Consider the following 17,955-nt stretch of genomic DNA (forward strand, 5'->3'; position numbering starts at 1 on the left):
AGGCCTATTCGCCGGCTTTGTCCTGCCACTCGTAGTCGCGTCGCTTGGCCGACTTGCCGAAGCCACACGACGAGCAGACGCCCTTCGAGGCGTGATAGGACTTCTCGCCACAGCGCCGACACTTGACGTGTGTCGTCTTGTTCTTCTTCCCTTGACTCGGCGTACCTTTTCCGGTCATGGACGTATCGAGACGACGTTGTCGCCGCGTATAATCGTTGTGTCTTGGGCGTCTTCCAGCACCAGATTCATGTGCTGGTCGTAGCCGGAGAGTTCGCCGACGCGCTCGGTCCCGTCTTTGAGGGCGACGATTACTTCGGTTCCCAGCGACGCCTCCAGTACGTCAAGCGGTTTCTCGCTCTCGCTCATACGGAGGGAACTGTGCGACGGGGTCATAAACGTACCGTTTTATTGATCATTTACGCCTTTCTCGGGACTGACAGCAAACGGCGCATGCTCGCCGGCGGAGGCGGCGAAAGCACCGAGCAGGTCAGCGGCCCGGTCCAGATCGTCGGTGTCGATAACCTCGACGGGCGTGTGCATATACCGGTTGGGAAGGCCCAGATTCACCGTTGGGACGCCGCCCCGCTGGGTGTAGAACGCGTCGGCATCGGTGCCGGTTGAGCTGCCGGTCGCCTCCAACTGGGGAGGGATCCCCTCATCGTCGCCCACGGATCGGAGTGCCTCCACGAGGCGGGGATGGTTTGCGCTCCCGCGGGCGACGACCGGGCCGCCGCCGAGCTCGATCCCGTTCGATCGCTTCCCAGGTACACCGGGGGTATCCGTCGCGTGGGTGACGTCCACGGCGATGATCGCGTCCGGATCCAGATCGAACCCCACCATCTTCGCGCCTTGCGTCCCGAGTTCTTCCTGGACGGTGCTGACGGCGTATATCGTCGCGTCGGCGTCGGCCGCCTTCGCCCGCCGGAGCGCCTCCGCGGCCGTCCAGATCCCCACGCGGTTGTCCATCCCCCGGGCTGCCAGTCGCGTCTCTGCAAGCGATTCCAGTCCTGATGCGAACGTCACCGGGTCGCCGATCTCGACGAGGTCACGAGCGGCGTCGCCGTCGTCGACGCCGATGTCGACAAACTGCTCGGCCACGTCTTCGAGGCGCTCGTCCTCACGATCGCGCAGGTGGATCGCGGTCTGGCCGACGACGCCGGCAACGGGGCCGTCGTCCGTGTGGACAGTGACGTGTTGCCCGCGGGTGACGGTCCGGTCGGAACCACCGATTCGGGACAGCCTGAGATAGCCATCCTCGGTAATGTCACGGATCATGAACCCGATCTCGTCGCCGTGTCCTGCGATCGCGATCGCTGTCCCGTCTCCGCCCTCGTGGACAGCCACGGCGTTGCCGTACTCGTCTGTCCGCACCTCGTCGGCGAACCCTGAGACGTATTCGATCCAGACGCGTTGACTCGGCGTTTCAAAGCCTGAGGGGCTCGAGGTCTCCAGAAGCGAGTCGAGAAACTCCCGCTGTGTGTCCTGCATACAATCGCTCCGAACGGCCGGGTCAAGAAAACACCGCTCGGCGGCGGAACTTCTTTGGGGTCGGCCTCCGACCAGTCTGTATGACCGAGTTCACGGTTCTCGAACTACACTTCGAAAACGGGTCGATTCCAGCACTCGACGGACTCGAAACGGGTGACACCGGCGAGCACGATGACGATCACGAGACCGGCAGTCCTTGCCCCGCCAAATTCCTCCCCCTGTTGGTGGTCCTTGTCGTCGCGATCGCACTCGCCCGCAAGTTTCTCGACGACGGCCAGAGAGACGGAACGTAACGATTGGACGTCGGTTGAGTCCTTGCAAGAATCGCCCACGTTCCGTCGGTCGGCGCTCGCCGGTCCGGCCAGGGGAAGTCCTTTCTTCGCCGACCGGATACCGGGGGTATGAACCTCATCGAAAGCGTTCGGACGGTTGCGGACGCGTCGGGGACGGGACCGATCGACTGGGAGTCAGCGGCCGAGGCGGCGACGGCCGCGACCGATCCCGGTGATCTTTCGCTCGCCGAAGCCGAACGGGACGCCTACGCGGCAGACGTTCGGGCCGCTACCGAGGCGGTCGGGGCCGTCACCGACGCTCGCTTCGACGTGCCCGAATCGATCCAGATTCTCAACCGTCACCACTGGATCGAGGCGAACGTCGAGACCTTCGAGCGCGTCATGGCCCCAGTCCAAGCCCAGGCAGATACTATCCCAGGGGTCGCACGGACGCTGAACACCGGCACCATGGCCGTCACGCTCGGATTTCTCGGCCGACACGTCCTCGGGCAGTACGATCCCGTCTTGCTCGCCGAAGACCCACACGAACTGTACTTCGTCCACCCCAACATCGTCCAGGGGGCCAAGACACTCGATGTACCGATCGGGCGCTTCCGGCGCTGGATTGCCTTCCACGAGGTGACTCACGCAGCGGAGTTCGGCGCCGCCCCCTGGCTGCCGGAGTACCTCGAGTCCCGCCTCGAAGGTGCCGTCGAGGATCTCTCGACCGGGACGCTGGATCGGGAGGCCTTTCGGGAACTCGACGCCGCGATGACCGCTGTCGAGGGGTACGCGGAGCTGCTGATGGATCGGGCGTTCGACCGCCCACACGCCGATCTCCGGGACGCACTCGACCGACGGCGTCAAAATCGGGGGCCGATCGCGGCGGTGATGGTCCGGGTGCTTGGCCTGGGGATGAAACGGCGCCAATACGAGCGTGGAAAGGCCTTCTTCGAGGCTGTTGAGGCAGCCCGGGGGATCGAGGGCGCAAGCGCCGTCTGGGAGGATCCGTCCAATCTGCCCACTGACGAGGAACTGGATACCCCCGCGGAGTGGCTCGGGCGTGTCGATCCCTAACTGGTCACCTCAGGCGCTCAGTAAAACCCACGTTCGACGCTGTCGTCGATCAAGTCATCGAGTTCCGCGTCTAGCAACTCCTCGGCCTCCTCGAAGGCATCTGTGAGATCGTCCATGGCCTCCGGTCGACCGTATGTGTCGAACTCCATCGGCCCGTAGGCCGGACTGTCCAGAGCGTCCATCACGTCCTCGAAGAAGGCATCAGACGTTGTCGGTGCTTCGGCGTGGGCCTTGACGACTTGTTCTAGCTCGCTGGCCGTTTGCTCGGCCTCGTTCTCGTCTTCGGGTGGCGTCTGGACCCCAAACAGGCCGGACCCCTCATCGGGGAACAGCGGTTCGATCTCGTCGTCGAGTTTGCGGGCGACCTCCGCGCCGACCCCCTGCACCTCGTAGGGGTTCTTCGCGTAGGTCTTGAGTTGGTAAACCCCGACGGAGGGATGGCCCAAGTATATGTCTTCGCCGATCCCGCCAGCACGATCGCCGCCGACGGCGCGCCACCCGTCGGGGTCTCGATCGTTCTCGACTACCTCCGCGAGGATGTCCTGCCAGTCTCGAACGCGCATAGCTGTCGGTAATCGATTCGTCAGGATGAACGTGACGGTCCAGGCCGTCGAGTGAACCGCCTCGGGGTCAAGTGGTTCGAGACGCGGAGCGTCTCGTCATCACGGAAATCAAGGATTTCCGTACGACCTCGAGGCTTCCCGTGGATTAGTCGGACACGCCTCGGATACTATTGGGATGATGCCCTCTCGCGGTATCCGAGGTCACGGTCGGGGCGTCCACGGCCCCCGATGCCTGCCGTCATCGTTCGAAAATCGAAGATTTTCGGGATCACGAGAGACTTCGTCTCTCGGTCGACACCTTCCGTACTTGGGGAAGGCTGTTGAGAGCAGGCACATTCCAGTCTTGGTGCTTCTCGATGCCTTTGACGGCGATGTTGATGCTCGCACCCCGGTCGCTGTGGTCTTGATGCCCACAGTCGCGGCATTTGAACCGCTTTTTGTGGCGGTTCGCTCGTTCCGTGTGCCCACACATCGGACACTGCTGACTCGTGTATTCAGGGTCAATCCACGCTGTTGGAACGCCCTCGAAAGCGGCTTTGTACGACGTGTAGTATTGGAGGGCACGGAACGGGAGGTGGTGCAAACGTCGGTTCATCTTTCTACAAGCGGGAAACCCCGCCGTTTACGGCGGGGAGGAACGCGACACGGTGAGAAACAACCGCCGTTCGGTGGCCGACCGATTCCCCACACCAAACACAATCAATATAAATGTAAGGCCTGCATATGAAGTATGGCGGAAGTGCGTCGAACGGTCGTCGTCAAACTCGACATGGACGACAGCGACGCAACTCTCCTCCACGAAACCGTCGAGGAGTACCTGTGGGCCTGCAACTACGTCGTCCGCGACGCATGGCAGGACGACTACAAGCCCACCTCGAAAACGAAACTCCACGACCGGACGTACTCCGACGTGCGCAAACAGACACGCCTGCAAGCGAATCTTGTTCAATCCGCACGCAACCGGGCGGCCGAAGCCATCAAAGGCGTCGTCGCCCGCTGGCAGAACGGCAAGAAAGCCTCACAACCGCACTTCACGACGCCATCCGTTCGATACGACAAACGGAGTGCGACGTTCCACGACGACCACGTATCCCTCTCCACGGTGAACGGGCGTATCGAAGCCGAGTACGTTCTGCCGCCAGAGGGAGATAATCCTCACACGAAGTACCTCCGCGACGACGACTACGAGGTCACGGGTGCGACGCTTCAGTACCGCGACGCGACGGACACCTTTTATCTCCACATCGGAACGAAGGCCGACGTGGAGTCCGAGATACCGGACGAAGGCGACGCCGAGAACAGTACAGTCCTCGGCGTCGACCTCGGTATCGAACAGATAGCCGTCACGTCAACCGGGATGTTCTGGAGCGGTGGATACCTCAACCACCGTCGCCGGGAGTACGAACGGGTCCGTGGCGACCTACAACGGACGGGCACGGAATCGGCCCATCGAACCATCGAACGGATGGGCGACCGAGAGACGCGGTGGGTCGAAGATTACCTACACCGTATCTCAAAAGCCCTCGTCCAAGAAGCCGTCTCGCACGGGTGCGACCGGATAGCGTTCGAGGAGTTGACGGACATCCGCGACCGGATGCCGGGCGCAAAGAAGTTCCATGCGTGGGCGTTCCGCCGGCTGTACGACTACACGGCGTACAAGGCCGAAACGGAGGGTATCGACGCCACGCAGGTAGACCCGGCGTACACGTCCAAGCGGTGTTCGAAGTGCGGGACGACGCTGGACGAGAACCGTCCGTCGCAAGAGAAGTTCTGTTGCCAGAAGTGTGGGTACGAAGTCAACGCGGACTACAACGCGGCGAAGAACATCGGCTTTCGGCTACTCCGTGCGGGGCAAAAGTCTCCACACGGAGGGGCGACCCGTCACCTCGCCCTGAACTCGGGGACGCTGAACGTGAATGGCGGCTACTCGCCTGCCACCCAGTAGGGTCGGCCAGAACGGGAGTCTACCGACAAGCTCCGCCCTTTAGGGCGGAGAAGGTGACCCGCGTGCCGTAGTCGATACTGTCGCGCATCTCTTTGAGGTCTTCAAAGACGAGGCACGGTGTCTCGAACTGTTGGCTCCACTCCACGATGTGCCGACTCACCTTGTGGAGCCGGTCACGGACGAACCGTTCTTCCCGTCCTTTAAGCGTCTCGTGTATACTCGGTTTCTCGGCGGTCTGCACCCGCTTTCGCATCGTGAAGTAGCGGTGGCGCTCGAACTTGATTTCAGGGAAGTCGATAACCAGCGTATCCTCGACGCCATCTGCTGACAGTGCCGACAGTGCCACGTTGTCTTCGTTCACGTCCACGCCAATGACTGTCTGAGAATCGTGTTTGTCACGGACAGTGCGCTCGGTATTCGTGACGTTGACGTGCAACTCGGGCGTCCCATCGTGGAACAATGCTTCTGCCGTTCCGATGTTCCACTCGTCACCAGCGAGCGCGGCTCGGAGAATGTCAAGATGGGCGTCGTCACCTTCCAGCACGCCCTTAACGTGCTTGTAGGGTTTCGCGCTGATACGGAACGCCACAGTTCCGTCGTCTCGAAGCGCGAGGTTGTAGCCTTCTTCGTAGTTGGCTCGAAGCGGGTACGCGCCGTCTTTGGTGTGACTCGGCAGGCCGAAGTCGTCGTACTCGTGGTAGTTTTCCATCGCACCCAGTGCTTTCGCAACGACGCGTTGTGTCGTGTTCTTCACGAGGTCGGCGTCGTCGGCTACGCGGTCGGGAATGGCGTCCCAGTCCACACCCTGCTTGGCGAGACGAATCGTTTCGTTGTATGCCCATCGGGATTCGAGCGTGGCGTCTGTCAACAGACTCTCATTGTCACTCTGAATGTCGAGTTGGAAGTCCAGAGTCTTGATGAGAGCCTGTGAGTCGGTCATTCTTCGTCCTGTTCGGTGGGCTCTGAGGTTCGGACGACTTTCACGTCGGCCCCGCGCCAGCGCTTGGGAACGATGACGTGGGCACTGTTGCCCGAGGGTTTTGCAGTTCTCCCAAGCACTTCTTCGCCTTCGATTTCGTACCTATCCATCTTCTTTGTATAGACTATGTATAGACATAAGTGCTGCGGTCGGTGGATTGGTCAGTAGGTGTCGGCTTCACCCTCGGGGTCAAGCCCCGAGGCACTCGCCTTGCTTATCTGTAGAACCAGCGACAGTCCCGTGTGGAAACGATGTTCGCCCTCTGGGTTCTACCCGCGCGGCAACTCAGTCAGCGGCTTTCGGCCCGTCCTCGGCTGCAGGGAGATCGCGAGTCGCGACGATGTCGACACCAGTGCCACACACGTTTTCGACGATCACGTCGCCGAGTTCGATCGGGGCCTGGACCTCCACAGCCGCGATCTCGCGCATGGCGGCCTCCAGTTCGGGCTTTGGCATCGGCTCGGCCGATTTGACCGGCACTCGCGGGAGCACGCCACCACTGACGCGGGCGGTCGTCGGCAGGATCCGGGTCGGGTTGCGGTACTCCTCTTTGGCGTACTCCGCCCCTCGAGGGCAGGTATTCCCTTCGATGGACTGGATCTCGCCGTCTTCGACTTCCAGGGACACGTCACAGCCGACCGGGCAGGCGATACAGGTGAGTTCGACGGTTTCGGTGCTCATCTAGATCTCCTCCTTCGGAACAACGTCGACCGTGAGACGATTCTCCGGGAGGTCTGCAAGCGCGTCGGCATCGACATGGACGGTAATCATCTCGCCGGGTTCGGCACGACGCTCGAATTCCTGGGCCAACTGCTCGTCACCACTCTCGACCGTGACGAAGACCTCGTCCATCGGCGCGTAGACCCGCAGATACAGTGGGATCTCCTCCCGTTCGTCGTCCACCTTGCTGATCCGTTCGGGGACGACGTAGCTCACCGAGCCGGTGGATTCGATCTCGATTGGCTCCTCGCGGACCTCGATCTCGTCGTTGAGCTGTTTGGCGACCGACCGACCGGCGATCATGCTCTCCTCGGTCACCCAGTCGACCAGGTCATGGACGTGCAGGACGTTCCCACAGGCGTAGATGTCATCGACGCTGGTCTCCCGGCCGTCGTCGACGACCGGGCCGCCCGTTACGGGATGCATGTCCACGCCAGCGTCTTCGGAGAGTTCGTTTTCGGGGATCAAACCGACCGACAGCAGGACGGTGTCACACTCGATGTCGTACTCGGTGCCGGGGATCGGCTCGAAGTCGTCGTCGACTTCCTGAACGGTGACGCCTTCGACGCGTTCGTCGCCGTAAATCTCGGTGATGGTCTGTTGGGTCCGTAATGGGATGTCGAAGTCTTCCAGACACTGGACGACGTTGCGGGTCAGCCCGCCAGTGTAGGGCAAAATCTCCAGGACTGCCTCGACGTCGGCACCCTCGAGATACATCCGTCGCGCCATGATGAGGCCGATGTCTCCCGAGCCGAGAATGACTGCCTTCTCGCCGGGCATCTTCCCTTCCATGTTGATGTAGCGCTGGGCGGTCCCGGCGCTGAAGACGCCGGCCGGGCGATCCCCCGGAATGTCCAACGCCTCTCGCGTTCGCTCTCGACAGCCCATCGCCAGAACGACAGCTTCGGCGTCGATCTCGGTCAGCCCGTCGTCCTCGCTGACGGCGTAGACCGTCTTCTCGTCGGTTACCTCCTGGACCATCGTGTTCAGCCGGATGTCTACGCCGCGGTCAGCGACGTTCTCGATGAACTCCTGGGCGTATTCAGGCCCCGTCAACTCCTCGTCGAAGTAGTGCAGGCCAAAGCCGTTGTGGATGCACTGCTGGAGGATGCCCCCGAGTTCGAAGTCCCGTTCGAGAATGACGATGTCCTCGACGCCGTGATCGTAGGCTTCCTGGGCCGCCGCAAGTCCGGCCGGCCCGCCGCCGACGACCACCAGATCGTGGGCCTCTTGACGGATCGCACTCTCGGCTGTCCCGGCTGACTGGGTCGATTCGATAGCATCGGCCTCGGTTTCAGTCATCGGCACTCACCTCCTCGCCGCTCTCGGTCAGCAGCAGTTCTTTGGTGTCACCGATCAGGACCTCCGAGCCGTCACCCTCGAGTTTGATCTCGGTTTCGTCGACGCCGCGCTCTTCGGCCAGGATTTCGACGACGCGCGGTTGGCAAAAGCCACCCTGACAGCGACCGGCCCCGGGGCGAACTCGTCGCTTGATAGCGTTGATCGTTCGGGCACCGACTGGTTCGTTGATGGCGTCCCGGATTTCGCCCTCGGTGATCATCTCACACCGACAGATGATCTGGCCGTACGCTGAATCTTCTTCGATCAATGCGGCTCGTTCCGCGTGGCTCATGTGTCTGGTCTTGGGCGGTGGTGAATAGTGTGGATCGAACAGCGGATCCTCGGTCAGTCCGCCTTCGAGATCGCTGACGAGATCGACCACGTGCTCGGCGACCGCCGGTGCCGAGGCCAGGCCCGGCGACTGGATCCCGGCGACGTTGATGAATCCCGGGTCGCGTCGTTCGATCTGGATCCGGAAGTCGCCAGTCTCTTTGATGGCCGGTCGAAGGCCCGCGAACTCCCGAATGACATCGTCTTTCGAGAGTTCAGGGATGGTCTCTTGGGCCCCTGAAAGGACCTCGTCTAAGCCTTCGCGGGTGGTGGCCTTGTTCGTCGGACTATCGACCTCTTCGGCGTTCGGGCCGATCATCACGTTACCCTCGTCGGTCGGTGTCACGACGATTCCCTTGGTAACCTCGGTGGGGACGGGGAAGACGGTCCGCTGGACGTCGATGTCCGTCTCCTTGTCGTAGAGGTAGTACTCGCCGCGACGCGGCGTGATCTCGAAGTCATCAACGCCGACCATTTCGGAGACGACATCTGCGTACAACCCGGCTGCGTTGACGACAATCTTGGCCTCGATGTCGCCCCGCTCTGTCTCAACGTGGAACCCGTCGGTAGTCTCCTCGATGTCCGTCACTTCGGCATCGAGTTCGACCGTCGCGCCGTTGCTGACGGCGTTGTTGGCGAACCCGACCGTGAGTTCGAAGGGGTTGACGATTCCGGCTGTTGGGGCCCAGAGGGCAGCGATCGCGTCGTCGGTGAGGTGTGGTTCCAACTCGTCGAGCCGATCGCCCTCGACGATTTCGAGGTCTTCGATGCCGTTCTCGCGGCCCTGTTGCAGTAGCGAGTCGAGTTTCGGGCGTTCGGCTTCCTCAGTTGCGACCACGAGAGCGCCACGCCACTCGATTGGGACATCGAGTTCGTGCTGGATCCGTTCGTGGTAGAGTTCGTTACCTCTGACGTTCAGCCGCCCCTTCTGTTTATCCGGGTCTGCGTTGAACCCAGCGTGCAGAAGGGCCGTGTTCGCCTTGCTCGTCCCAGTACAGACGTCTGGGGCTGCTTCAAGCAACGTAATATCCAGTTCGTACCGGGAAAGTTCACGAGCGATAGCTGTGCCGCTGACGCCGCCGCCGATGACTGCTACGTCCGTCTGGTGGTTCATTGGTGGACTCCGTGCGCCCTAGACAGCGAACAGTCGCCGCCTCACGCCGGAAGCAGCGACCCGAATCGACAATCAACAACGGCTGGGAATGCTTCCCATCAGTGCCGATCGGTCCGGGAGTGGGCTGGCAAGGGCGTCGTGTGATTTGTCTGTTACTGACTGCCACTCTGTGAAACGTGCTACGATATATTAGTCTTTCTCAGGTTTCCCATCCCCTGTGAATCCCTTTCGCGGCGTTTCAATGGGTGTTGTATTTTCGACCGCCATCGTGGACAATACATTACCCGAGTGTTCGATCTGTCGACGGGTGAGTTTCGCTGGTTTTGGTCCGTTCCTGATACGCTCTTTGCACCCGTCTCACTTGATCGGGTTGTCACAGCTCTGTGGTTTTATATAATGCGGTAGTATTAGTTGGTTATAAGACGATCGAGTCCTAGCTGTCACCATGAGCTTCACCGACGAGCTTGAACCAGTCGCCGACGAGTACTGGAAGGCAATCGTCGACCATCCGATGGTCTCACAACTGGGAGACGGGACGCTCGAAGAAGCGCCATTCAAATATTGGGTTCGCCAGGATTACATCTATCTGATCGAGTATGGACGCGTCTTCGCACTGGGAGCCGCGAACGCCCCGTCACTCGGTCAGATGGGTCGGTTCGCGGAGTTACTCGACGCGACGATCAACACCGAGATGGACCTTCACCGGGAGTACGCTACCGAGTTCGACATCAATGAGACCGAACTCGAAGCGACGACCCCGTCTCCGACGACCCGTGGGTACACGGACTTTCTCGTCCGGACGGCCTCTGTTGGGACGTTCGGTGACACGGTCGCCGCGTTGCTACCCTGCATGTGGGGATTCAACGAGACGGCAAAGCGACTCAACGCAACGGGTCGTCCGGACGAGGAGCGCTACGCCGCCTGGATCGACACCTATGCGGGCGCGGAATTTACGGAACTCACCGAGTGGTGTTTAGACTTGATGGATGCTGTCGCTGCGGAGGCGACGAAACCGGACCGCGAGCGGTACCGTGACTTGTTCGAAACGTCGGCCCGCTACGAGTATCGGTTCTGGGACGCCGCCTGGCGCCAGGAGGAGTGGTCGGTATGAGCGACGCCGATCGCACGGAAGCAGTCCCGGATACCTTTCGGACGTACGCGGCCGATCGGCCAGACGCCCGGTTCACCGAGTGGCTCCGCGCTCGGGCTGAGCCCGACTGGTCATCGGCTGTCGAACATCCCTTCGTCAAGGAACTCGCCGGGGGCACGATAGACGATGGCGTCTTCCGCCGGTACCTGTTGCAGGATTACGCCTTTCTCGACGCCCTCGTCGGGGCGTTCGGCTACGCGGTCGGTGACGCTGCGGGCATGGATGCGCGCTCGCAGCTCGTCGATTTCCTCGCCGTGTTGACCGACGACGAAGACGGCTACTTCGAGCGCTCCTTCGAGGCACTGGAGGTGTCCGAGTCGGTGTATGCCCACCCCGAACCGACCGATACCACACGGGCCTTCGAGGATCTGCTCGGGCGGGCGGCCCGTGAAGGTGGTTACGCCGAGACGTTGGCCGTACTCGTCCCGGCGGAGTGGGTCTACCTCTCGTGGGCTGAGGCCCACGTCGATGCCGAACCCGGCGCGTTCTACCTGCGGGAGTGGATCGACCTCCACGCCAACGATGGGTTCCGGTCGTTCGTCGGCTGGCTGCGGGAGGAACTCGATCGGGAGGGAGCCGCGGCCTCGCCCCGTCGACAGGCACGTCTCGATCGATCCTTCCGACGGACGGTCGAACTCGAAGTCGACTTCTTCGAGACTGCCTACAGGGACGATTCCAGGCAGTCCTCGGGAGGGGAGCGCGAATGGTGAGTTCCATGCTCGCGCTCGGGTTGACAGTCCTGACGCTGGTCGCGTTCTCGGGATTGGGGCTGTGGCACTCCCGAGGGCGCGTCGGCTCGGTGGAAGATCTGATCACGGCCCGGGATTCCGTCGGTCCCCGTCGGCTGACGGCCACGCTCCTCGCGTCGGTCATGGGCGTCTGGATCCTGCTCTCGGCGCCCGAGGCCGGTGCAAGCTTCGGTATCGCGGCCGTGGTCGGCTACGCAATCGGGGAGGCCCTGCCCATGCTCGCCTACGCGAAGATCGGTCCCCGCGTCCGCGAGGTCATCCCCGACGGCCACTCGCTGACGGAGTACGCCCACGCGCGGTACGGCGCGGCGATGTACGCGTTCGTCCTGCTCGTCAGCGCACTCTACATGTTCGTCTTTCTCGCGGCCGAGTTGACGGGAATCTCGCGGGCACTCGCACTCATCGCCGAAGTTCCGCAGTGGCAGACAGCCGTCCTCGTCGGTGGGTTCGTCCTGCTGTATACGGGCTATGGCGGTCTCCGGGCGAGTATCTTCACCGACACGATCCAAGCGATCATCGTCCTGCCGCTGGTGGTGCTGGCGGCGGCCGGCGCGATACTCGCGCTGGGTGGCCCCGGTGCCGTCTACACCGGAATTGCGAGTACGAACCCGACGCTGCTCGATCCCGGGTTCTGGCCCGGCTTGCAGTTCGGACTCGCGCTCGCGTTCGCCATTCTGGGTGCGGAACTCATCAATCAGACCTGGTGGCAACGGATCTACGCCGGTGCAGACGACGAAACCGTCCGCAGAGGATTTCTCAGAGCCGCTATCGGGAACGGCCTGATCATCCTGGTCGCGGCGCTGTTCGGCGTCATCGCCGCTGGCCACACGAACGTCGTGACTGACCCGGCGAGTGCGGGATACAACGCCGATGTCTCCTTTTTCCTACTGCTGGGTGAGACGTTCCCCGAGTGGCTCGTCCTGGTCGTGGTTCTGCTTGCACTACTTCTGGTAATGAGTTCCGTTGACACGCTGTTCAACGCCCTGTCGAGTCTCGTGACCGCCGACCTCCCACGCCTGCTGGAGGAGCCAACCGATCGGACGCTCGCACTCGGTTCGCGGGTGTTCACAGTCGCCGTCGCCATCGCCGCGATCTACGTCAGTCTGGAAGCTCGTAGCGTCCTCCGGCTGTTCTTCCTGGCCGATCTGTTGGGGGCCGCAGTGGCGTTTCCGCTGATCTACGGTCTGTTCTCCCGGCGGTTGACCGGCCCCGGTGCGCTGGTCAGTAGCCTTGCCGGCCTCGCGTTCGGCCTCGCGTACTTCCCGGACCTCCGGGAGTACATCACTGCGATCCCGATCGTTGGCGACGCACTGCCGGTTGCAGATCCGTTCTATCTCACTTCCTTTGGCGGTGCGTTCCTGATCTCGACCCTGCTGACGCTGTCCGCCTCTCGTCTCTCTCGTTCGACGTTCGATCACGATGGGCTCTCCGAGACAGTTCGTCGACTCGATGACGGATCCGGAGAACGAGCCGACTGACAGTCTGGGACAGGTGTACAGATCGGTTCGGCTCGCGTGCCATCTCATCGGGACGGGAAAGCCGATTACGCTTCGGCAAGGTGGTCGGCGATGGCGTGCAGTTCACTCTTCCGGAACGGGCGACTATCGTCACGGTCAGTCTCCACTTCGGGCACGTGGGCCGCGATCGTCGAGCGCATGTCGGATTTTGGCGGGAGACGGGCGGCGTCAACTGGATCGCCCACGGTGTCACAGATCGCTGCGAGGGACTCCTTGGTGAAGTCGGTCGACACCTGTCGTTCGAATCGTCCGACGGCGACCCGGATCTCGTTGCGGAGGTCGTCGACAGTTTTGGCCATGTCTGGGGAGAGGTGCGGCCCCGTCCTGTAGATTGCGGTCAGTGGTGTGCCCTCTCTCGTCGCCCACGACACATGTCTCCTCTTGAATACATCCACTGGCGCTCTCCCCGCAAAACTAAGGTATTACGACGCGTATTACCACTCATGAGTGAGGCCACCCGTGTCACGGAGAAGGGACAGGCGACGATCCCGAAGGATCTCCGTGAGAAGTACGATCTCGAACCGGGCGACGAAGTCGTGTGGTTGGACACAGACGACGGTATCGTCGTGAAAAAGCGAACGCGCACGACCGGACGCGGTCTGCTCGTGCCCGAGGAGACCGCCGAGGAGAAACGCACAGAGATTTCCGCGGAGCTACAGCGTCGTCTTCGTGATCGACGAGACCGCAACTACGAGGACGGCTGAGATGGCGACCTACACTGCAGATGCTGTTTCCCTCCTGGTGTATCTCGTCGATGCGCTTCCCACACGAGCGGACCGTCTCTTTGCCGAAGCCGAAGCAGGTGAGACGGTCATCCACACCCCGAGCACAGCTTTCGCGGAAGTTCTCTACGCTGTGGCGCACGACAAGGACGTTCGAGGCGTCACGCTCACAGGAACGCCGGAGGAAACGAGAGAGGCACTGGTAGGGAGTGGTCCGATCTCGATCGCACCGATGACGGGACCCACAGTGACCGAATACGCCCAGATTGTCGACGAATTTACCATCCATGATGGACTTGTCGTTGCGAGTCATCGGGCACGGAACACCGACGCGATCATCACCACGGATGGAACCATTCGCGAGGCCGGGTACGATATTGTCTGGGGGTGAATGGCTGGGGTGGTTCCCGATTGCTACCCATCTACCGACAGCGTTTTTCCCGCCCCAGCCCAGTCAGATGATGTGCAATTCCGCGGGCCAGTCCTCGACGTAAGTGCGACGAAAACCGTGAGCACGCAGTACGGCGAGCGGGACCTCTCGGAAGTCACGATTCGTCCAGACGAGGGCCGCGCGGACCCCGTCACGGTCACCTTGTGGGGGAAGTGGACCGAGACGGCCGACGTGCTGGAAGAAGGCATGGAACTCGCTGTCTACGACGCCGAGCAGCGCGAGTACCGCGGCGAGACCCAATACACGACGGGCGATGAGACGATGGTCGTCGTCGAACCCGAGTTCATCGTTGACGTGACCGACGTCCGCTCGTGGGTGCAGTGTCCCCGGATGTACTACCTGAACAAACTCTCGGGGACGCCGCTGGCGTACCCGGTCGTCAAGGGGACGATCGTCCACGAGGTCTTTGGGGATCTCCTGCGCGGTCGTGACGTCGAGGACGCCGTCGCCGAGCGCGTCGAGGAGGTCGGTCTCGAACTCGGCCTCCTGGGACGGGACGCCGAGACGGTTCGAGCGGACGCCCTGGATCACGCCAGCGCGATCGAGGGCTGGCTCCAGCAAGGCCAGTTGACCGACGGCGGCCAGACCACCTTCGGCCCGACCGAAAGCGAGTGGCGCTCGGAGCAGACGCTCATCAGCCAGCGCTACGGGCTGAAAGGGCGGGCCGACGCGGTTCGGCGCGGGATGCCGGTCGAACTCAAGACCGGCAAGAACACGAACCGGGAACCCCGATTCCAGGACAAGATCCAGGCTGCGGCCTACGCCCTCATTCTGGGTGAACACGGCGATGAGCCACCGAACACCGGGACCCTGCTCTATACCAAAAACGCCGCCGTCGAACGGACCGAAGAGGGTGGCGACCTCTCGCCGGCCAAGGAGTTCTCGATCGGTTCGGGGCTACTGGAGTTCGTCCTCCGGACGCGCAACGAGATCGCCGCCATGGAACACGGGATGGACGTTCCGACGGGCTATGAGGCCGACGCGAAGTGCGAGTACTGCTTCGAGCAGGACACGTGCATGGCCGTCTCGGGCCGGCTCGACCAGGAATCGAAAGCCGGCCAGGTTGGCAATCCGATTCCCGAGGACGAACGCGAGTACTTCGAACGAAATTATCGCGCGATCGAGGCCGAACGTCGGGCTGCCCATCGGGAGTACGCGAAGCTCTGGCGACAGGACGCCGACGAACGAGCCGACGATGATCGGGCGTTGATCGACCTCGAACCCACCGGACAGCAGGAACTCGACGACGGTGGGTGGGAACTCCGGGCGAAAGCGACCGGCGCAACGTCGAAGATCCGCGAGGGCGACGTCGTGCTGGCGAGCGATGGCGATCCGATCGAGGGCGATGCGGAACTCGGGCGAGTGCAACGACTGGGTGGCGAGGTCGAGAGGAGCGAGACCTCGGAGAGTTCGAGCGGCCCAACCACAAGAAGAGGCGAGATTGTCGTCACCGCCGACGAACCGGTCGACCTCCGCCGGCTCGACGTCTATCCCTCTGAACTCTCGACCGACCGGATGCTGACGGCCATTCACGACGCACTGCTCCGCCAATCGAGCGAGGAGAAAGCCGTACTCTTTGGCCGCCGCGAGCCGGAGTTCCGCGAAATCGAGAAGACGTTCGTCGAGAACAACCCCGCCCAGGACCAGGCTGTCGGGCGGGCAGTCGGCGCAGAAGACTTCGCACTGATCCACGGCCCGCCGGGGACTGGCAAGACTTACACGTTGGCGACGCTCGTCGATGTGCTGGTCGATCGCGGCGAGCGCGTCCTCTTATCGGCCTTTACGAACCGTGCGGTGGACAACGCCGTCGAGGCACTGCTGGAGCACGGATTCGAGGACATCATTCGGATGGGCACCGAGACTGGTGTACGCGAGGACCTCGCCCACGTCCGTCTCGATCCGGCAGGTGATCCCGACGAGCGAGCGAGCCAGTTGACTGAGGCACCCGTCGTCGCCGCGACGACCGCCACCTGCGCATCGCGGATCTTGCGCGATCAGGACTTCGACGTGGCGGTCATCGACGAGGCGGGGCAGTTGACCGAACCTGGCGCACTCGCAGCGGTCGCTCGGGCCGATCGGTTCGTGTTGGTTGGCGATCACCAGCAACTCCCGCCGGTCGTCCGCAGTGAAGACGACGTCACCGGCAGAGAGACGGTAGCGGACCTCTCGAAGTCGCTATTCGAGCGACTGATCGACGCCCACCCCGAGGCTGGTGTTCTACTCGACCGGCAGTACCGGATGGCCCAGCGCATCCAGGCGTTCTCTTCCCGGGAGTTCTACGACGGGCAGTTGCGTCCGGCGACCGGTGAGATCGCCGGCCAGACCCTCGCCGACCTCGATGGAGTCGATCCGGCGGCGTTGCCTGCCCACCTTCGCGGACGGGTGACCTTCCTCGATCCCGACGGGCAGGCAAATGGGAACACCAATCCCGACGAGGCCGCGGCCGTCGCCGAGACTGTCGAATCGTATCTGCAAGCGGGAGTCGATCCAGCGGACATCGGCGTGATCGCGCCCTATCGCGCCCAGGTCGCCGAAATCGGCCAGCGCATCCCCGCGGGCGTGACTGTCGATACGGTCGATCGGTTCCAGGGGTCGAGCAAGGAGGTCGTTCTCGTTTCGTTCGTCGCGACGGGGAGTCTCGATGGGCCGATCTTCGAGGACTACCGGCGCATCAACGTCGCGCTGACTCGGGCGAAGCGTGCGCTCGTGCTGATCGGCGATGCCGACGCGCTCTCGACGGACGAGCGCTACCAGCGGATGGTCGAGTGGGCGCGGTGAGCGAGATCGACACTGGCAAGGCGAACCCAGTCCGATCGCCTGGCGTGACGATTTCCACTGATGGAGTGACGGTCGCTGGCAAGTGCCCGCCCGAGGCCGACGCACTCCAGGCGGCCGCCGATCGTGGGTTCGACGCCGTCGAACTCTACCTCGAACGCGACCACCTGGAGGACATCCCGGCGGTTGCCCGGACGGTTCGGCAATCGCCGATCGCGGCCGCCTCGGTCCACACCCCACACGTCACGCCGGACGAACACGCATACTACGAACGGGCCGACGACCTCGCGGTCGCGCTCGATGCCTATCTCGTGTTGCACTCGAAGTACGTCATGCACGTCTTTGCCCCTGACGTGGAGGCGATTGGCTTTTCGGCCCCCCACGGCCACGAGAACAATACCGGCGCCAGCGTGCTGCATCTCGAAGAAATGATTCTCGACCGTGGCACCGACCTGGTGCTCGATACGGCCCACCTCTACACCGCCGAACGCGAGTATCAGAGCGCCCTGGAGCATCTCCTCACGTCGTATCCCGACCAGGTTGGCCTGATCCACCTCACGGACAGCACGCGACGCGACGACGGACTGCCCTTCGGCGAGGGCGATATCGACCTCGAAGCCACAGTCGAGACCATCCGCGAGTCCGCCTTTGACGGCCCAATCGTCCTCGAAGTCAGCCAGGACGCCCAGGCGGCTGCACTGGACGCCTTCGAGCGGTACTGGACGGGGTGACGGCGACTTCACGTGTGTTCCCAAACTATTT

At 62.6% G+C, this 17,955-nt stretch carries 19 protein-coding genes and 2 pseudogenes; 10 read left to right on the forward strand and 11 right to left on the reverse strand.

The genetic code is table 11. The annotated features are described in order from the left end of the window. Positions 1-4 precede the first annotated feature (4 nt). Genes BN2694_RS01070 through BN2694_RS01080 form a run of 3 tightly spaced genes read right to left on the reverse strand, consistent with a single transcriptional unit; the run spans position 5 to position 1,488 of the window. Positions 5-178, reverse strand: coding sequence for a 50S ribosomal protein L37e (locus tag BN2694_RS01070; RefSeq protein WP_135661783.1), 174 nt, complete (start codon positions 176-178; stop codon positions 5-7). Beyond that, positions 175-366, reverse strand: coding sequence for an LSM domain-containing protein (locus BN2694_RS01075; protein ID WP_135661785.1), 192 nt, complete (start codon positions 364-366; stop codon positions 175-177). Before BN2694_RS01075 ends, BN2694_RS01070 begins: the two co-directional genes overlap by 4 nt. A gap of 39 nt (positions 367-405) precedes the next feature. Next, complete coding sequence (locus BN2694_RS01080) at positions 406-1,488, reverse strand: M20/M25/M40 family metallo-hydrolase (protein WP_135661787.1); 1,083 nt, start codon at positions 1,486-1,488, stop codon at positions 406-408. 80 nt (positions 1,489-1,568) lie between these two features. Here BN2694_RS01080 and BN2694_RS01085 point away from each other — a divergent pair, with 80 nt between their 5' ends. Both BN2694_RS01085 and BN2694_RS01090 read left to right on the forward strand, forming a co-directional pair. After that, positions 1,569-1,781 (forward strand): hypothetical protein, encoded by a 213-nt coding sequence (locus BN2694_RS01085; RefSeq protein WP_135661789.1) that lies wholly within the window; start codon positions 1,569-1,571, stop codon positions 1,779-1,781. A gap of 108 nt (positions 1,782-1,889) precedes the next feature. Then, positions 1,890-2,837 carry a zinc-dependent metalloprotease gene (locus BN2694_RS01090; protein WP_135661791.1) on the forward strand — a complete coding sequence of 316 codons (948 nt, stop codon included), beginning with the start codon at positions 1,890-1,892 and terminating at the stop codon, positions 2,835-2,837. A gap of 17 nt (positions 2,838-2,854) precedes the next feature. Here the strand turns inward: BN2694_RS01090 and BN2694_RS01095 are convergent, their stop codons facing one another. Further along, positions 2,855-3,400: a hypothetical protein gene (locus BN2694_RS01095; RefSeq protein ID WP_135661793.1), complete on the reverse strand. Its 546-nt coding sequence runs from the start codon at positions 3,398-3,400 to the stop codon at positions 2,855-2,857. Between the two features lie 145 nt (positions 3,401-3,545). Beyond that, positions 3,546-3,998 (reverse strand): annotated as a pseudogene (locus tag BN2694_RS01100) (transposase); the annotation flags it as partial. Between the two features lie 132 nt (positions 3,999-4,130). On the opposite strand from BN2694_RS01100, the gene BN2694_RS01105 reads away from it, so the two are divergent. Next, positions 4,131-5,345: an RNA-guided endonuclease InsQ/TnpB family protein gene (locus BN2694_RS01105; RefSeq protein ID WP_135661795.1), complete on the forward strand. Its 1,215-nt coding sequence runs from the start codon at positions 4,131-4,133 to the stop codon at positions 5,343-5,345. Positions 5,346-5,400: 55 nt separating this feature from the next. On the opposite strand, the pseudogene BN2694_RS01110 reads toward BN2694_RS01105, so the two are convergent. From BN2694_RS01110 to BN2694_RS01130, 5 genes and pseudogenes are all read right to left on the reverse strand, one after another. After that, positions 5,401-6,285 (reverse strand): annotated as a pseudogene (locus BN2694_RS01110) (RNA-guided endonuclease TnpB family protein); the annotation flags it as partial. Then, complete coding sequence (locus tag BN2694_RS01115) at positions 6,282-6,434, reverse strand: DUF2080 family transposase-associated protein (protein WP_135661797.1); 153 nt, start codon at positions 6,432-6,434, stop codon at positions 6,282-6,284. The gene BN2694_RS01115 and the pseudogene BN2694_RS01110, both read right to left, overlap by 4 nt. Positions 6,435-6,609: 175 nt before the next feature. Further along, positions 6,610-7,005, reverse strand: coding sequence for a DUF1667 domain-containing protein (locus tag BN2694_RS01120; RefSeq protein WP_135661799.1), 396 nt, complete (start codon positions 7,003-7,005; stop codon positions 6,610-6,612). Further along, entirely contained in the window at positions 7,006-8,346 is a 1,341-nt protein-coding gene (locus tag BN2694_RS01125; RefSeq protein ID WP_135661801.1) for an NAD(P)/FAD-dependent oxidoreductase, read from the reverse strand. Continuing rightward, positions 8,339-9,829, reverse strand: a complete 1,491-nt coding sequence (locus BN2694_RS01130; RefSeq protein ID WP_135661803.1) for an NAD(P)/FAD-dependent oxidoreductase — start codon at positions 9,827-9,829, stop codon at positions 8,339-8,341. Before BN2694_RS01130 ends, BN2694_RS01125 begins: the two co-directional genes overlap by 8 nt. Positions 9,830-10,274: 445 nt before the next feature. On the opposite strand from BN2694_RS01130, the gene tenA reads away from it, so the two are divergent. Genes tenA through BN2694_RS01145 form a run of 3 tightly spaced genes read left to right on the forward strand, consistent with a single transcriptional unit; the run spans position 10,275 to position 13,206 of the window. After that, positions 10,275-10,940, forward strand: coding sequence for a thiaminase II (tenA, locus tag BN2694_RS01135; protein ID WP_135661805.1), 666 nt, complete (start codon positions 10,275-10,277; stop codon positions 10,938-10,940). Beyond that, positions 10,937-11,689: a TenA family protein gene (locus tag BN2694_RS01140; protein ID WP_135661807.1), complete on the forward strand. Its 753-nt coding sequence runs from the start codon at positions 10,937-10,939 to the stop codon at positions 11,687-11,689. Before tenA ends, BN2694_RS01140 begins: the two co-directional genes overlap by 4 nt. Continuing rightward, positions 11,683-13,206: a sodium:solute symporter family transporter gene (locus BN2694_RS01145; RefSeq protein WP_135661809.1), complete on the forward strand. Its 1,524-nt coding sequence runs from the start codon at positions 11,683-11,685 to the stop codon at positions 13,204-13,206. Before BN2694_RS01140 ends, BN2694_RS01145 begins: the two co-directional genes overlap by 7 nt. Positions 13,207-13,271: 65 nt before the next feature. On the opposite strand, the gene BN2694_RS01150 is transcribed toward BN2694_RS01145, so the two are convergent. Further along, on the reverse strand, positions 13,272-13,544 hold the full coding sequence (locus BN2694_RS01150) for a hypothetical protein (protein ID WP_135661811.1): 273 nt from the start codon (positions 13,542-13,544) through the stop codon (positions 13,272-13,274). A gap of 144 nt (positions 13,545-13,688) precedes the next feature. On the opposite strand from BN2694_RS01150, the gene BN2694_RS01155 reads away from it, so the two are divergent. The 4 genes from BN2694_RS01155 (at position 13,689) to BN2694_RS01170 (ending at position 17,924) form a co-directional block, all read left to right on the forward strand. After that, entirely contained in the window at positions 13,689-13,949 is a 261-nt protein-coding gene (locus tag BN2694_RS01155; protein WP_135661814.1) for an AbrB/MazE/SpoVT family DNA-binding domain-containing protein, read from the forward strand. Between the two features lies 1 nt (position 13,950). Beyond that, positions 13,951-14,358 carry a PIN domain-containing protein gene (locus tag BN2694_RS01160; protein ID WP_135661816.1) on the forward strand — a complete coding sequence of 136 codons (408 nt, stop codon included), beginning with the start codon at positions 13,951-13,953 and terminating at the stop codon, positions 14,356-14,358. Positions 14,359-14,430: 72 nt separating this feature from the next. Further along, positions 14,431-17,196 (forward strand): AAA domain-containing protein, encoded by a 2,766-nt coding sequence (locus BN2694_RS01165; protein ID WP_135661818.1) that lies wholly within the window; start codon positions 14,431-14,433, stop codon positions 17,194-17,196. Beyond that, positions 17,193-17,924 carry a sugar phosphate isomerase/epimerase family protein gene (locus BN2694_RS01170; RefSeq protein WP_342210793.1) on the forward strand — a complete coding sequence of 244 codons (732 nt, stop codon included), beginning with the start codon at positions 17,193-17,195 and terminating at the stop codon, positions 17,922-17,924. The genes BN2694_RS01165 and BN2694_RS01170 overlap by 4 nt, the downstream gene beginning before the upstream one ends. The last annotated feature ends 31 nt before the right edge of the window (positions 17,925-17,955 follow it).

This window comes from Halorhabdus rudnickae, assembly GCF_900880625.1.
GTDB lineage: Archaea > Halobacteriota > Halobacteria > Halobacteriales > Haloarculaceae > Halorhabdus > Halorhabdus rudnickae.